This window comes from Verrucosispora sp. CNZ293 (assembly GCF_002754655.1).
The window spans coordinates 6,100,823-6,114,766 of record NZ_PEFR01000001.1; the positions used below are offsets into that span (position 1 = coordinate 6,100,823).

Below are 13,944 nucleotides of genomic sequence, written 5' to 3' on the forward strand. Positions count from 1 at the left end.
AGTCTTCCATGTACGGGTAGTCGGTGGTGGGCGAGGTCACGGCTGGATCCTCGCGCAGGTGGCAGGGGGCGGGAGCAAGATCGGATGTACGTCGGTGAGTCGGCGTCACCATTGCGAAGGGATCCTGTCGTGAACGAGCGCGTCAGCGTTGACATGTGGTTCGATCCGATCTGCCCGTGGGCGTGGATCACCTCCCGCTGGCTGCTGGAGGTGGAGCGGGTCCGTCCCGTCGACGTCCGCTTCCAGGTGATGAGCCTGTCGGTGCTCAACGAGGGTCGGGAGCTGTCCGACGACTACCGGGAGTTGATGCGCAACGGGTGGGGGCCGGTGCGGGTCTGTGTCGCGGTGCAGCAGCGCCATGGCTCCGACGCCGTGCGGGCGCTCTACACGGCCCTGGGCACGCGGATCCATCTCGGCAAGGAGCCGCTCGGGCCGGAGCTGTACGAGGCCGCCCTGACCGAGGTCGGGTTGGACCCGGCGCTGGCCGAGGCGGCCGGGGACAGCGCCCTCGACGCGCCGCTGCGGGCCAGCCATGAGGCCGGGATGCGGCCGGTCGGTACCGACGTCGGCACCCCGGTCATCCACGCTCCCGGCCCCGACGGGCGAGCCGTCGCCTTCTTCGGGCCGGTGATCACCCCGGCGCCCAAGGGAGAGGCCGCCGGTCGCCTCTGGGACGGGGTCCTGCTGGTCGCCGGCACCCCCGGCTTCTTCGAGCTCAAGCGCAGCCGCGACCTCGACCCGATCTTCGACTGACCGCCGTCGCGTCGACGGCGACGCTTCGGGCCGGCCGGGCGTCACCGGTGCCTTCGTGGGGTCGTTTGACCGGGTGTCCGTGGTGATCGCTGGCGGGCCGCACCCGTGCCCGCTGGCCGCAGTCCGCCAGCTCGTGGAGGCGTCAGATGGCCAGACATCGTGCCCCGGTCGACGACCCCCGGACGCGGGAGGAGGGCGTCGGCGGTGCGACGCCCAGACCCCCCGCGGTGCAGCTGAGCTGGCCGGCGCCGCGACGGGACCGGTCCGACCGCGAGGCCGTGCCGCCCCGGCCGGAGCCGGTAGGGCGGGCGCCCATGCCGGGACCACGACCATCGGGTGACCTGCCGCCGGCCCGCCGCGACCGGTCCCCGAACTCGTCCGGGGTGTTGGCCCGGCCGAGCGTGGTGGGAGTCGCCCGGGTTCCGGTCACCTCCCGACTGACCCCACCCGACCGAGAGCTGCGCAACCAGGGGCCACGGCCGATTCCGGCGGGTCGTCCGGTCGGCATGCCGGGTCCCGGCGGCCGGCACCGGCGGGGGGCGGCGCACGACAGGTGACCGCGGGTACCTGCGCTGCGTTGGCCGTCGGGCAGTGTCCACGCTTTCACCTGGTGGGCTCCGGGCGGGTCCGGCGGCGGCACCCGACGCGCCGCCGGTAGCGTCAACCGTCATGACGGTCGTGCATCCGATCACCCGAGCCTGGATCACCACAGGTGGTACCGGCGCCCAGAACTACGACGAGTTCGCCGACGACGCGGAGATCACCGCGATCATCGAGGCGAATCCGCACAGCGCCCTCGGCATCGAGATGCCGCACAAGGCACCGGAGAGCCTCGGCCTGTCGTTCGCCGACGCCCTGCCGGCCGCGGTGAGCCGGCTCGCCGAGGCGAAGGCCGACGGCAGCTACACCCCGGCCGAACAGGTGGTGGTGCTGTACCGGATCAGCGCGCCGGGCGAGGATCCGGCCTACGGGCTGTTCGCCATGGTCGACACCGATCAGATCTCCACCCGGGCCGACGAGCCCGGCCTGGTCATCCGCAACGAGGACGTCTTCATCGCGAAGGTGCGCGAGCGGGTCGCGCTGGCCCAGGCGTTGGGGCACCTGCTCTCACCGGTACTGCTGTTGCAGACCGGGCGCGGTGACGAACTGCACGCGGCGCTCGCGTCAGCCACCGACACGGCCGGGGCCCCCGCCGCCACCGACACCGACCAGGCCGGACGTACCCACGCCATCTGGCTGGTCGGTCCGGGCCGGCAGCAGGACGAGCTGACCGCGCTGGCCGGCGGGGGCGAGTTGGTCGTCGCCGACGGCAACCACCGCAGCCTGGCCGCGCAGACCGGTGGGATGTCCCGGTTCCTGGCAGTCGTGACCACACCGGCTTCGGTGGCCATCCAGCCGTACAATCGCCTGGTCAGCGAGCTGACCACCACCCCCGGGGAGCTGCTGGAGCGGCTGGCCGCCGCCGGGGCGCGGATCACCGCGCTCGACGGCCCGGCCGAGGTGCCGGCGACCGGCGGCACCGTCGTGCTCCAGCTTCCCGACCAGGCGTACGCGGTGACGCTGCCGCACACCGCTGCCAGCCGGCTGGAGAACCTCGACCACGCCCTGGTCGAGCGGATGTTGCTGCGCGACGCCCTCGGTCTGGATCCGGGCGACAAGCGGATCACCTACGTCGGCGGTGACTACCCGGCGAGTTGGCTCACCGGTGAGGTCGAGGCCGGTCGAGCCGAGCTGGCCGTCCTCATCGCGCCGGTGACCGTCGACGACTTCGTCGCGGTGAACCTGGCCCGAGAGAAGATGCCCCGCAAGAGCACCTGGTTCACCCCGAAGGCGCGCGGCGGTCTGGTCGTCGCCGAACTGCCCGACCGGTCCTGACCCGTCCGGCCCGTCCCGTCCGCCACCCGCCCCGGCGGTGCCCGGTGGGACGGGCCTGACAGACTGCGCGGTATGCGCGTCTACCTGGGATCCGATCACGCCGGTTTCGAGTTGAAGGTGCACCTGGCCAACCACCTCGCCAAGCAGGGGTACGAGGTGGTCGACGTCGGCCCGCACGCCTTCGATCCGGAGGACGACTACCCGGCCTTCTGCCTGCACGCCGGCACCCGAGTGGTGGCTGACCCGGGCAGCCTCGGTGTGGTCATCGGCGGCTCCGGCAACGGCGAACAGATCGCCTCGAACAAGGTCGCGGGGGTGCGGGCGGCGCTGGCGTGGAACGTCGAGACCGCCCAGCTGGGTCGGCAGCACAACGAGGCGAACGTGGTCGCCGTCGGGGCCCGCCAGCACACCCTCGACGAGGCCACCGCCATCGTCGAGGCGTTCCTGACCACCTCGTTCTCGGGCAGTGATCGGCACGCGCGCCGGATCGCCCAGGTCGCCGAGTACGAGCGCAGTCGGCAACTGCCCGACCTGCCCTGACGATCACTCGATCCGGGGTCGGGCGGCACCGTCTCGGCGGCCGCCCGACCTGGGTCAGCGGCGGGGCAGTTCGTCGCGGGGGGTCCAGTTGCGGCGGACGATGACGACCCGTTCGGCCGCTGCGGCGAGATCGTCGTCGGTGGGTCGGGCGGCGTCCCGGGCCCGCATGGCGGCGGTCACGCTCACCTGCGACGAGCCGGACCCGACCAGCCCGCGCAGCCCGCGCTCACTTTCCTCGGAAGCGCCGTTACGTCGCCCCCGTGGTGCCTCGACGCCGTCGTGCACCCCGGCCGTGGTGGCCGCCGCACCTGGGTCGGCCCCGCCACCGGGAACGCCGTGGTGCCGGTGCCGCCGCCGTCGCCTTTCCCCGCCATCCGCCACCCCCCGACCGTACCCCCGCCCCCACCCGCCCTCCCCGGCGATCTTGCACTTTTCGTCGGGACAGAAGCGGAGCAAGGGGGCAGAGCGGCGACCAAAAGTGCAAGACCGGCGAAGGTGGGGTCAGAAGATCTCCATGGCGGAGGGGGCCCGGTGCCAGGTGAAGGCGGGGCTGGCTGCGGCGAGCGCGCCGGGGCGTAGCTCGCCCAGTCGACCGGCGTCGGCCAGCGCGGCCGGGGTCACCCCGCCGAGGAAGAGTTCACCGAGGCAGCGAACGTCGCAGGCCAGGTCGGCCGGCCCGGTCGCCGGGGTGCAGGTGGCCTCGGCCGGTCCGCCGCGCAGCCGCCACCGGCCGGTGTTCTCCGGCAGCAGGTGGTCGGTCACCTCGATGACCACGTCGACGTCCGTGGCGTAGCGCCGGGCGGCGAGCGCGGCCGGTACGTCCACCACCCGTACCCAGAGGGCGTCGACCAGCCGGAAGTCGAGCCGGCGCGGTTCGTTGAGCAACCGCAGCAGCGGCTCGTCCACTGCGGCCCGCATCCAGCTCAGCCGCCGGGTCAGGTCGAGTGAGAGCAGCATCCGCCAGATCGCCCGGTACGCCGCCGGGGTGTTCGCCACCACCTCGTCGACGGTGGTGAGGCTGTTCGGGCCGGCATCGTCCCACTCGGCCTTGGTGCGGAACAGTCCGTAGCCGTCCACCCCGTCGGGCCCCTCGTGCAGCACCACCCGCCGTTCGGTGCCGCCGCCCCGGTGTGCCTCCGGGTCGACAAGCACGTACCGCCACCACCTGTCGTCCCGCGTCGACCAGCCGGGACGCTCGACGCGGGCCCGGTCGTACACCCGAGCCAGGTCGGCCTGCCGGTCGGCCGGCCGGTCCAGGCGCAGTCGGCCCTCGTCCGGCGTCGGGGCCGGCAGCCGTAGTTCGGTGGTCTCGCCGGAGACGTGGAAGCGTTGCGAGGCCAGGCCGTAGCCGAAGCGCGGATAGATCCGGCCCTCGCTGGCCCAGAGCACCGCGACGGGCTCCCGGCGATTGTCGTAGATCTGACGTAGCTGGCGGTGCATCATCGCGGTGAGCAGGCCCCGCCGGCGGTGGGTGGGTGCGACCCCCACCAGGGTGACGTGCGCCGCGGGTACCGCCGCGCCGGGCACGCCCAGCTCCCGGGTGTACGCCGCAGCGCTGGCCACCAGGTCCGATGCGTCGCGCACCAGCAGGGCCCGGTCCGGTTCGAATATCGCGCGCTCGGCCTCGTGGGCCTCGGGCTCGACACTGTGATGGAACAGAGTGCCGAGGAAACGGCCGATCTCGTCGTAGTCCTCGGCGCGGGCTGCCTCGATGGGCAGGGTGGAGGTGGTCACCGCTCGTGTCTAGTCGATAGGTGTGGGTACGGCGACCGATTTGCGGGCTGGCTACCCTCGAGGTCTCCAGCGGCGTCCGGGGGCGCCGCCGGTGAAAGGGGGAGGGAACGACATGCCCGAGCAGACGCAGCCGTGGGCGGAGCGGACCGTCGAGGTGCCGCCGCAGCCCGGAGACGGGGTGCCGCCGCAGCGCGACCCGTACCGCCGTGGGGTGGCTCAGGTCGGAGCCCGGGCGCCGCGCACCGAGCCGTTCCCGACAGTGGAGCACGAGCAGACCGGCACCGGCTGGCCCGGCGAACCGGCACCGCGTCAGCCGCTGAGCTGGCACGTGGCACGCCTGAAGCGCGGCGGCGAGTGGAGCTTCGCCGGTGCGCTGTTCGCGTTCGTGTGCTGGGGGATCTGGGCGATCTCCGGTGGCGGAGACCTGGTCGGACCGGTCGTGATCTTCGTGCTGAGCCTGCTGGTCGCGGCGGGACTGTTCACCCTGGCCCGGTTGCTCGGCCGCGTGGTGCTGGAACGGCAGATGGGGCGGATTCGGCGCACCGCGCGCGGCGCGCACCTGGTCACGGCGGTGTTCCTGACCGGCCTGGGTGTCGCCTTCCTGCAACAGACGCAGTGGATCATGGACGCCTGGAACTGGCTGACCAACTAGGTTGCTGGGTGCCCGGCCGCCGGGCGGACCGGCCTGTCGGCCGGCCCGCCCGGGAGGTGGCCGCGGGGCACCGCGACCGAGGTCGTCACTCCACCAGGACGGCGGCCTGCTTACCCAGCCTGGCGCGATTCATCCCCGCTGGTGCGGTTTCCCGGACGCGCCGTCCGGATCCGACCCGACCGCCGGATCAGCCCTCGCCCGCCGGCCGGACTGCGCCGGGCATCACCGACAAGTAACGCTGGTCAAGATATCTTGCCAGCCACTATATTGGGCTGATGAGTTCCGGGGCGATGACCGAGCCGACCTTCTTCGTCCTCACCGCGCTCATCGACGGCCCGCGTCACGGCTACGGCATCGTCGCCGACGCGGCGGAGCTGTCGCAGGGGCGCGTGCGGCTGAAAATCGGGTCACTGTACGGAGCACTCGACCGGCTCGTCGGCAGCGGCCTGATCGAACTGGACCGCGAGGAGGCCTGGCAGGGCAGGCTGCGCCGGTACTACCGGCTGACCGAACGGGGACGCCACGCCCTCGACGCGGAGGCCCGACGGCTGGCCGCCAACGCCCGGCTCGCCTCGACCCGGCTGCGCCGACAGAGCCCGATCGAAGGGACGGCCGGATGAGCCGGTTGGAGGAACGCTACCGCCGGGTGCTGCGCCTGCTACCCGTCGGATACCGGCGGCAGTGGGAGGACGACATGGTCGCCGCCTTCCTGGAGACCATGCAGACCGGCGACGCCGAGACCGACGAGTACCTGGCCGATCACGGCCGCCCGAGCCTGGCGGAGGTGACAAGCGTCCTGTCCCTCGCCGCCCGGCTGCGGGTCGGTGGGGCTGACGCGCCCCCACGCCCGTACGCCTGGGGACAGGCGGTCCGCCTGGCGGTGCTGAGCGGAGTGCTTCTCCAGGCGGTCATGGCCACCGCTGGTCTCGGCATCACACTGTGGCTCTCCGGCGCGTTGAGCTGGCTGCCCGCGCCCACCTCCGAGTGGGTTCTCGTGCCACCCGCCAGCAGTTGGCAGGCGACCTTGAACGTCGCCGGGTACGCCTGGCTGCCGGCCTTCCTCGCCCTTGTCCTCGGGCACCGCCGGGTGGCCCAGGCCGTCGCCGCGGTCGCCGTCGTGCCGCAGGGCATCGCGGTCGCCGTCGAACAGGTCACCGGCCCGGTACCGCTGACCGTGGCGCCGTGGGCGATGCTGCTGGTCGAGCTGTTGCTGCTTGTCGCGATGTCGGCCTTCCACCGCGACGCCGCTGCGGTGGCACGCCGTCCCTGGCTGCTGGCCCTACCGATCGGCATCCTCGCGGTCCCCGTGCCGCTGTTCGTCGCCCAGGCGACCACGCCCGCGTTGCGGCTGCTGGACTGGCCGGGCCTGTGCTGTGTGCTTGTCGTCGTCGCGATGGCGGGCCACCTGGTGGTACGGACATCCCGCCCGCCAGCGCGCACCCTGCCCTGGTCGCTGGCGCTGGTGCTGCTCGCCACGACCGCGCTCGCCCTGCGGACCGCGACCCTGCCCGACATCGGCGGCCAGGTGGAGCGCACGGCACTGCTGACGGTCGCCTCCGCACAGGTCGTCGCCGTCCTGGCGGTCGGCGTACCACTTGCCGTCGTGGCGTTCCGGGCACTGCGCCACCTGCCGCCGGTATCGACCGCCGTGGAGCCGCGTCACACCGATCCGTGACGTCGACCCACAGGTGCCGGTGCGCTCTCCGGGTCAGGCGTTGAGATACGCCAGCACGGCCAGCACCCGGCGGTTGTCGTCCTCCGAGGGCGGCAGGTCCAGCTTGGTGAGGATGTTGTTGATGTGCTTGCTCACCGCCTTCTCGGTGATGCGCAGCTTGGTGGCGATGGCGGCGTTGGAGCGACCCTCGGCCATCTCGCCGAGCACCTCCCGTTCCCGGGCGGTGAGGACCGCCAGCGGCTCCCGGCGGGCGAGGAGCTGGGAGATCACCTCGGGGTCCATGGCGGTGCCGCCGGCGGCCACCCGGCGGATGGCGTCAACGAACTCGCCGACGTTGGAGATGCGATCCTTCAGCAGATAGCCCACGCCGCCCTGGGGAGTGCTGAGCAGCTCGCGGGCGTACATGGGCTCGACGTGCTGGGACAGTACGAGAATCGGCAGTCCGGGTATCTGGGTGCGGGCCGCGATCGCGGCCTGTAGGCCCTCGTCGGTGAATGTCGGGGGCAGGCGGACGTCGATCACCGCCACCTCGGGCTTGTGGGTGACCAGGGCGGGCAGCAGCGCGGGACCGTTGTCGACGGACGCGACGACGTCGAAGTCGAAGGCCTGCAGGAGTCGGGTCAGTCCGTCGCGAAGGAGTGCGTGGTCTTCGGCGATGACAACGCGCACGGCAACTCCATGGTGATGACGGTGGGCCCGCCGGGCGGGCTCGACAGCGCCATCGTGCCATCGAAGGCGGCGAGGCGACGTTCGATACCCCGTAGACCGGTACCGGCGGTGGGGTTGGCGCCTCCTGCCCCGTCGTCGGTCACCACCATGGCCAGTCGCCCCTCGGCGTGGCGCAGGGTGACCCAGGCGTGCTGGGCACGACTGTGCCGGACCATGTTGGTCAACGTTTCGGCCACGGCGAAGTACGCCGCCGACTCGACAGGTGTGTCGAGCCGCCCCGGAAGATCGGCGTCGACCGTGATCGGCACGGGAAGGCTGAGCGCCAGCGCCCGCACCGCGCCGGCCAGTCCACGCTCGGCCAGCACGGGAGGGTGAATGCCGCGTACGAGGTGCCGTAGCTCGACGAGCGCCGTGCCGCTCGACTCGCGCGCTTCGGCCAGCATCTCGTGAGCCGCGGTCGGGTTACGGTCGATCAGTTCGTCGGCGAGACCGATCATCATGCCCAGCGACACGAGCCGTGCCTGGATGCCGTCGTGCAGGTCCCGCTCGATGCGGCGCAGCTCGGCGGCCTGGGCGTCCACGGTGTCGGCGCGGGTCGCGGTCAGCTGGGTTACCCGTAGCCGGAGCTCGGCGGCCCTGGTCGGCCTGAGGAGAAGTCGGGCGAAGGAGGCGTCGACGCGACGTAGCCACGGGGCCACCCACAGACCACCGGCGAGGATGGCGGCGCCCTGCGGCAGGCACAGCAGGGCCTCGCCGACCGTGTCGACGGACCAGATGAGGCCGTATCCGTACCATCCGGTGCCGAGCCAGATCCACAGCGGTGTCAACGTCAGACCGGCCAGCCCGTACAGCGGCACGGCCACGGAGATCACGCCGAGGGCGACCGCGATGATCGCCCCGGGCACGAGCCAGGCGAGGTCACGCCAGGTAGCGGGGTCGGTGACGGTCCACCGGAAACGTCGCCAGCCGCCGGGCAGGGACCGCTCCGGCGGCGGATGGTACGGACGTGCCACCAGGACACCGGTCTGGGACGCGAGCCTGCGTTCCAGATTCGCCCGTTTCCGGACCAGCGTCATCGTCCAGGGCACGAGGGCCATTCCCAGGAACGGCACCGGGGTCAGGGCCAGGGCGACAACCGAAACCACCAGCAACGGGACATTGGTGAGGGCCAGGCCGATCGCGGCCATGCTGTCCAGCACGGAGCGGACTCCCCGCCGGAACCACCGGCCCACCCGCTCATCAGCTCCAGCCATGTCCACAGCTCATATTGTGCCCGCGATCTCGCCATCCGACGGTGGTGCCAGCACCCCCGTCGACGGAAGGGCTGATGCTCCTGACGACCCGGCTGTGGGGTGGTCTGCTAGAGCCATGACGACTACAACGACGACCGGTAGCGATTTCGCCACCCTGTCCCGCCGGATCATCGGCGCGGGGTTGATGCAGCGCCGGCCCGCCTACTACACCCTCCGGCTGGGCGTCGTCACGCTCATGTACCTCGGCGGTTGGACGGCATTCTTCGTCATCGGCTCCTCCTGGTGGCAGATGATCACAGCCGTCTTCCTCGCCGTCACGTTCACCCAGCTCGCGCTCGTGGCGCACGACCTGGCACACCGCCAGGTCTTCCGTACTAAACGCCCCAGCGAGGTCGCCGGGCGGTTGGCCGGCAATCTCGGCGTCGGGATGAGCTACGGCTGGTGGATGGACAAGCACACCCGCCACCACAACAACCCCAACCACGACGACCTCGACCCGGACGTGGCCCCCGAGGTGCTCATCTGGGCCACCGAGTCGGCCGTCGGCCGGCGAGGGCTGAAGGGGTTCATCACCCGGCACCAGGCCGGGCTGTTCTTCCCGCTGCTCACGCTGCTCGCCATCGATCTGAAGGTGTCCAGCGTCAAGGCGTTGCGCAACGGCACAGTCAAACGACGTGGCGTCGAGAGCACACTGCTGATCCTGCACGCCGTCGGCTACCTCACCGCACTGCTGCTCGTTCTCTCACCGGCGCAGGCACTCGTCTTCCTGTTGCTGCACCAGGCCCTGTTCGGTGTCTACCTGGGCATGACGTTCGCTCCGAACCACAAGGGCATGCCGCACCCGACCGGCGACGAGGACTTCCTCCGCAAGCAGGTGCTGACCTCCCGCAACGTTCGCGGTAGCTGGCTGACCGATGTGGCGCTCGGCGGTCTCAACTACCAGATCGAGCATCACCTGTTCCCCGGCATGCCGACGCCCAGCCTGCGCAAGGCCCAGCCGATCGTGCAGGCGTACTGCGCCGAGATCGGCGTCGCCTACGAACAGACCGGTCTCGTCACCTCCTACCGACAGGCTCTGCGACACCTGCATGAGGTGGGCGCACCCGCCCGCGCCGAACACGCGGCTCGCTGAGCCGTGGCGTCAAGCCGGGCAGGGATACCGTGGGCGGCGTGTTGTTCGAGCCGGTGTCGACGGAACTGTCCTTCGAGCATGACGGCGACGAGCTGGTCGGTGACCTGGTTCGACCACCCACGCCGGGCCCGTACCCGGCGGTGGTCTTCGTGGAGGGCTCGGGGCCCGGCGGGCGCGACCTGGGGGAGTGGCCGACCCGGCTGGCCGCCGCCGGCTTCGTCAGCCTCGCCTACGACAAGCCGGGTTCGGGTGCCTCGACCGGAGACTGGACCCGCCAGCGGCTCACCGACCGGGCCGAGGAGACCCTCGCGGCGGTCCGCGCCCTGCGCCAGCATCCAGACGTACGAGCCGACGCGGTCGCGCTGATCGGCCACAGCCAGGGCGGCTGGGTGGCCCCACTCGCGGCGTCCCGGAGCGACACGGTCGCGGCGGTGGTCTGCGTGTCCGGCCCGGGCGTGGGCGTGCTGGCGCAGGAGGAGTACCGGCTGCGCCACCAGCTTCCCGCCGAGGGCTTCACCGAGGCGGACGTCGAGCAGGCCGTGACCCTGCTCCACGAGCAGATCCACCGGGTACGCTCCGGCGACGATCCGGTACGCGTCCACGCCGCCCAGGCACCCTGGCACACCGCACCGTGGTACACGAAGCTCGCCGGCACGACACCCCCGTCGATCGCCTTCCTCGCCGGCATCGCCGACCACGATCCGACCGCCGCGCTCAGGTCACTGAGCTGCCCCCTGCTTGCCATCTACGGCGCCGACGACCTGCTCGTACCGGTGCCGGAGAGCGTCCGGGTCGTCGCCGCCATCCTGCGCGAGGCCGGCCACGACGACCACGAGATCGTGGTGTTCCCCGGCGCCGACCACAACCTCCGGATCGGCACCGCCCGCGCCCCCGGCTTCGACGAACTCGTCGTCACCTGGTTGCACCATCGGCTCTGTCGCCTGTGACGGTGCCGGCTTCTCGCCGCTGACGGTGTCGGCTGTGCTGCCGTCACTCCGCCAGGTAGCCGGTGGCGGGGTCGATCTCGGCGAGGAACTCGCGGATCGCCTCCACCATCTCGGCGCGGCTCATCACCGACCCGTCAGACCGGGACAGCCCGAAGCCGTAGTCGTGCGGCCCGCTGAGCCAGTCGAAGTCGTACGTGCCCGGTGCGCCCGCCCGGGCCTGAACCCGGAAGACCTGCCCGCCCACAGTCACCAGCACCGGATCACCCTGGTCATGGTCGGGCCGCAGCCACTCGGGCTGCAAACCCGGCTCCGGTTCACCGGACATGGCGGCTCCCATAGGTCGTGGCCGGTAGGGGATCAGCGACCGCGCGCCAACTCCTCGACCTCGGCGAAGCTCTCAACGCGGTCACACTCATCATCGGTCAGTTTGTTGATCAGAGCCTTGCCGGCCTGCGCCTGCCGGGTGGTGGGCAACCCACCGGCGACGAGGTCCGGCAGCACCAGTTCGTAGCCCACCCGAGCGCGGGCCGAATAACGATGACGGGTACGCGCCACCGCACTCGCCACCCGCAAGGCATGCTCGTTGCCCGGCGGAACATCCCGGCGGTCCACCTCCCGGGCACCGAACCGCATCCGGTGGTGAAACTCGCACTTCTCACACGCGGCCGGACCCTGGGTCAACCCTGCCCCACAAGCCGGACAACTCAGCCGGTCAATTGCGCCGTCGACGGTCCGCCAGTCGTACGCCGCCGGGTCGTCGACCACCAACCAGGCCACCTCGATCGCCTCAGCAGAACCAGGATCGACATCAAGGTCGAGCAGAAGGCGTTGCCACGCCTGACGAATCTCCGTTTCGATTTCCGCGACCACGCGAGCCAGCAGCGCACTACGCCAGGTGCGAGAGTCGCCAGTCACGGTGCCAATCGTGGCAGCACCACACGCACCGAAGCGATCACATTCCACTGTCACGTCGTGCAGTGGAGCGCGCTGCACATGCCTCTTGCTCTCCGCAGAGGCAAGCAGGGGAGCGGCCGACCGGCCAGGATGAGGGGATCGCGCCTCTGGTCTGGCCGCAGTGCGGTGGAGCGGGCGACGGAATCGAACCCGCACCGTCAGTCTGGAAGGTGCCTTGAGCTGCCGGCACGCGCTCGCGGCGGCACTGGTGACCGGGTGGCCTTCCTCCCGGACAGCCACGGCTCGGAGCTGCTGTTGACCCTTGTTGACCGACCTCACGGGTACGTAACGGGCACGACCGGCTCTCCGCCACCACCGACACCCTGTTCGTGATCCCCGCGGTTGTGCGGCCTACTGGTACGTCAGCGGCAGATACCGCTCCCGGCCGCTCTGCTCAGTCGTCTGCGTGAACCCGGCCGCCTCCAGGATCGCAGCGAACTTAGCCCGTCTCCGTCGACGAACGGAGACCAAAAATAGGGTGACAGACATCAGCGCCGCCCAGGCGACGGCGGCGACAGCAGCGGCGGCGGTGGGGGACGTCCCTCCTAGCCCGAGCCCCACACCGAGGATCGCGCACAGCACGGTGAGGACGACATAGAGGAGCCACGTTCGCTGCTTGTCGTCGTTCCAGCCCTCGAGGTCGTAGCTGATACGGGCCTTGAACAGATCCAGCACGTCGGCAGACACCGGGGGCAGGGCGCCCCCGGTGGAAGCATCCGGGTACTGCACTCGGTTCCGCTCGGCCCTCTCGCGGGCCTGCGGACGGGGGTCGGGTACGAAGAACAACTGCGGTCCGTTGCGGTGTCGCTGCCGTGTGTCCGTGTACGCGTAACCGAATTGCTCGGCAACAGCGGCCATGAGGGCGAGTGAGCGCAACGTGGCCACCTGCTCGACCTCCACCGGCTGCCCGTCGGCCATCTTCCGCAACATTTTCCGCACGTGCCGCTGCCCCACCAGCGATCCCCCATCACATCGTTGATCAGACCTGCACAGCCTCTCGCCCGGGAAAGGCCGGAGGTCCATCCACCAGTGCCACGGTCCGGGGTTGAGCTGAGCCACCGTAACGGGTTCGAGACATGCCGCAGGGAAGCGGGCCGCCGCTCGGCCCCCCCATGTCGAGCGGGCCTTGACGGCTCGTGCGGGCGCTGCCGGAACAGACTGGCCGACTCTCGTGTCACGGAGCCGTACCCCCGGGGGACACCGCCACAGTGGCGCTCTTGACCCAACCTCGCCGGGCATGAACGCGGCTCCCAGGGTCGGAGCTGGCCACCGGCTCAGTGCCAGCATCGCCAAGGAACGCGATCGGGCCCGCAACGGGCACGCCCGGAAGGCAAGCGATAGGCGCGAATATGGCCCAGGTCGGAATCACCTCTGACCTGGGCCACTACCGTGGAGCGGGCGACGGGAATCGAACCCGCACCGTCAGTTTGGAAGACTGAAGCTCTGCCATTGAGCTACGCCCGCGTACACCCGGAGGACCGGGTGTGCCCGACAGCCTACCCAATACCGACGAGGGCCGCGCGACCGTATCCCCGCCCCGCCGCCTCGCCGCCCTCAGAGCATGGATGTCCGGTTCGTCCTCGTTCGGCGCGTTGGGTGACGCCCCGGCAACCTGTTGTCGGAGGGACGGCATAGACTGCTCGTCGCCACGGGGTGTGGCGCAGCTTGGTAGCGCACTCGCTTTGGGAGCGAGGGGCCGTGGGTTCAAATCCCGCCACCCCGACTGCCGCGAGCACCGGGCGGCGGCACCCGGACCGCCG

15 protein-coding genes and 2 tRNA genes are annotated in these 13,944 nt (G+C 71.1%); 9 read left to right on the forward strand and 8 right to left on the reverse strand.

Annotated elements, in window-relative coordinates:
• Nucleotides 1-129: 129 nt before the first annotated feature.
• The 3 genes from CLT74_RS27840 (at nt 130) to CLT74_RS27850 (ending at nt 3,168) form a co-directional block, all read left to right on the forward strand.
• Entirely contained in the window at nt 130-753 is a 624-nt protein-coding gene (locus CLT74_RS27840) for a mycothiol-dependent nitroreductase Rv2466c family protein (RefSeq protein WP_099850346.1), read from the forward strand.
• Between the two features lie 669 nt (nt 754-1,422).
• The gene (locus CLT74_RS27845) at nt 1,423-2,628 is read left to right on the forward strand and encodes a DUF1015 family protein (protein ID WP_099850348.1); all 1,206 of its coding nucleotides are present in this window, start codon (nt 1,423-1,425) and stop codon (nt 2,626-2,628) included.
• Between the two features lie 72 nt (nt 2,629-2,700).
• Nucleotides 2,701-3,168, forward strand: a complete 468-nt coding sequence (locus CLT74_RS27850; protein WP_099850350.1) for a ribose-5-phosphate isomerase — start codon at nt 2,701-2,703, stop codon at nt 3,166-3,168.
• Nucleotides 3,169-3,222: 54 nt separating this feature from the next.
• On the opposite strand, the gene CLT74_RS27855 is transcribed toward CLT74_RS27850, so the two are convergent.
• Both CLT74_RS27855 and CLT74_RS27860 read right to left on the reverse strand, forming a co-directional pair.
• Nucleotides 3,223-3,549 carry a hypothetical protein gene (locus tag CLT74_RS27855; RefSeq protein ID WP_486582613.1) on the reverse strand — a complete coding sequence of 109 codons (327 nt, stop codon included), beginning with the start codon at nt 3,547-3,549 and terminating at the stop codon, nt 3,223-3,225.
• A 120-nt stretch (nt 3,550-3,669) separates the two neighbouring features.
• The gene (locus CLT74_RS27860) at nt 3,670-4,902 is read right to left on the reverse strand and encodes a GNAT family N-acetyltransferase (protein WP_099850352.1); all 1,233 of its coding nucleotides are present in this window, start codon (nt 4,900-4,902) and stop codon (nt 3,670-3,672) included.
• A 112-nt stretch (nt 4,903-5,014) separates the two neighbouring features.
• On the opposite strand from CLT74_RS27860, the gene CLT74_RS27865 reads away from it, so the two are divergent.
• The 3 genes from CLT74_RS27865 to CLT74_RS27875 all read left to right on the forward strand — a co-directional run bounded on the left by CLT74_RS27865 (nt 5,015) and on the right by CLT74_RS27875 (nt 7,229).
• Entirely contained in the window at nt 5,015-5,554 is a 540-nt protein-coding gene (locus tag CLT74_RS27865) for a hypothetical protein (protein ID WP_099850354.1), read from the forward strand.
• Between the two features lie 275 nt (nt 5,555-5,829).
• The gene (locus CLT74_RS27870) at nt 5,830-6,174 is read left to right on the forward strand and encodes a PadR family transcriptional regulator (protein WP_486582615.1); all 345 of its coding nucleotides are present in this window, start codon (nt 5,830-5,832) and stop codon (nt 6,172-6,174) included.
• Complete coding sequence (locus CLT74_RS27875; RefSeq protein WP_099850358.1) at nt 6,171-7,229, forward strand: hypothetical protein; 1,059 nt, start codon at nt 6,171-6,173, stop codon at nt 7,227-7,229. Before CLT74_RS27870 ends, CLT74_RS27875 begins: the two co-directional genes overlap by 4 nt.
• A gap of 33 nt (nt 7,230-7,262) precedes the next feature.
• Here the strand turns inward: CLT74_RS27875 and CLT74_RS27880 are convergent, their stop codons facing one another.
• Together CLT74_RS27880 and CLT74_RS27885 are read right to left on the reverse strand one after the other, a co-directional pair.
• The gene (locus tag CLT74_RS27880) at nt 7,263-7,898 is read right to left on the reverse strand and encodes a response regulator transcription factor (RefSeq protein ID WP_099850360.1); all 636 of its coding nucleotides are present in this window, start codon (nt 7,896-7,898) and stop codon (nt 7,263-7,265) included.
• Entirely contained in the window at nt 7,850-9,151 is a 1,302-nt protein-coding gene (locus CLT74_RS27885) for a sensor histidine kinase (protein ID WP_099853160.1), read from the reverse strand. The genes CLT74_RS27880 and CLT74_RS27885 overlap by 49 nt, the downstream gene beginning before the upstream one ends.
• Before the next feature lie 115 nt (nt 9,152-9,266).
• Here CLT74_RS27885 and CLT74_RS27890 point away from each other — a divergent pair, with 115 nt between their 5' ends.
• On the forward strand, nt 9,267-10,283 hold the full coding sequence (locus CLT74_RS27890) for an acyl-CoA desaturase (RefSeq protein WP_099850362.1): 1,017 nt from the start codon (nt 9,267-9,269) through the stop codon (nt 10,281-10,283).
• A gap of 38 nt (nt 10,284-10,321) precedes the next feature.
• Nucleotides 10,322-11,230 carry an alpha/beta fold hydrolase gene (locus CLT74_RS27895; protein WP_158240297.1) on the forward strand — a complete coding sequence of 303 codons (909 nt, stop codon included), beginning with the start codon at nt 10,322-10,324 and terminating at the stop codon, nt 11,228-11,230.
• 43 nt (nt 11,231-11,273) lie between these two features.
• Here the strand turns inward: CLT74_RS27895 and CLT74_RS27900 are convergent, their stop codons facing one another.
• The 4 genes from CLT74_RS27900 to CLT74_RS27915 form a co-directional block, all read right to left on the reverse strand.
• Complete coding sequence (locus tag CLT74_RS27900; protein ID WP_199172275.1) at nt 11,274-11,555, reverse strand: hypothetical protein; 282 nt, start codon at nt 11,553-11,555, stop codon at nt 11,274-11,276.
• Between the two features lie 32 nt (nt 11,556-11,587).
• The gene (locus CLT74_RS27905) at nt 11,588-12,193 is read right to left on the reverse strand and encodes a hypothetical protein (RefSeq protein ID WP_486582617.1); all 606 of its coding nucleotides are present in this window, start codon (nt 12,191-12,193) and stop codon (nt 11,588-11,590) included.
• A 342-nt stretch (nt 12,194-12,535) separates the two neighbouring features.
• Nucleotides 12,536-13,102 carry a hypothetical protein gene (locus tag CLT74_RS27910; RefSeq protein ID WP_143697210.1) on the reverse strand — a complete coding sequence of 189 codons (567 nt, stop codon included), beginning with the start codon at nt 13,100-13,102 and terminating at the stop codon, nt 12,536-12,538.
• Between the two features lie 472 nt (nt 13,103-13,574).
• Nucleotides 13,575-13,648: transfer RNA gene (locus CLT74_RS27915), tRNA-Gly, on the reverse strand.
• 185 nt (nt 13,649-13,833) lie between these two features.
• Between CLT74_RS27915 and CLT74_RS27920 the strand changes: the two genes are divergently transcribed.
• Nucleotides 13,834-13,907, forward strand: a tRNA-Pro gene (locus CLT74_RS27920).
• Nucleotides 13,908-13,944: the final 37 nt, after the last annotated feature.

Bases quoted from the DNA above. Each gene is read 5' to 3' on its own strand.
- CLT74_RS27845 (WP_099850348.1), top strand. From the start codon at position 1,423: ATGACGGTCGTGCATCCGATCACCCGAGCCTGGATCACCACAGGTGGT.
- CLT74_RS27885 (WP_099853160.1), bottom strand. From the start codon at position 9,151: ATGGCTGGAGCTGATGAGCGGGTGGGCCGGTGGTTCCGGCGGGGAGTC.
- CLT74_RS27865 (WP_099850354.1), top strand. From the start codon at position 5,015: ATGCCCGAGCAGACGCAGCCGTGGGCGGAGCGGACCGTCGAGGTGCCG.
- CLT74_RS27870 (WP_486582615.1), top strand. From the start codon at position 5,830: ATGAGTTCCGGGGCGATGACCGAGCCGACCTTCTTCGTCCTCACCGCG.
- CLT74_RS27890 (WP_099850362.1), top strand. From the start codon at position 9,267: ATGACGACTACAACGACGACCGGTAGCGATTTCGCCACCCTGTCCCGC.
- CLT74_RS27900 (WP_199172275.1), bottom strand. From the start codon at position 11,555: ATGTCCGGTGAACCGGAGCCGGGTTTGCAGCCCGAGTGGCTGCGGCCC.
- CLT74_RS27875 (WP_099850358.1), top strand. From the start codon at position 6,171: ATGAGCCGGTTGGAGGAACGCTACCGCCGGGTGCTGCGCCTGCTACCC.
- CLT74_RS27850 (WP_099850350.1), top strand. From the start codon at position 2,701: ATGCGCGTCTACCTGGGATCCGATCACGCCGGTTTCGAGTTGAAGGTG.
- CLT74_RS27910 (WP_143697210.1), bottom strand. From the start codon at position 13,102: ATGGCCGACGGGCAGCCGGTGGAGGTCGAGCAGGTGGCCACGTTGCGC.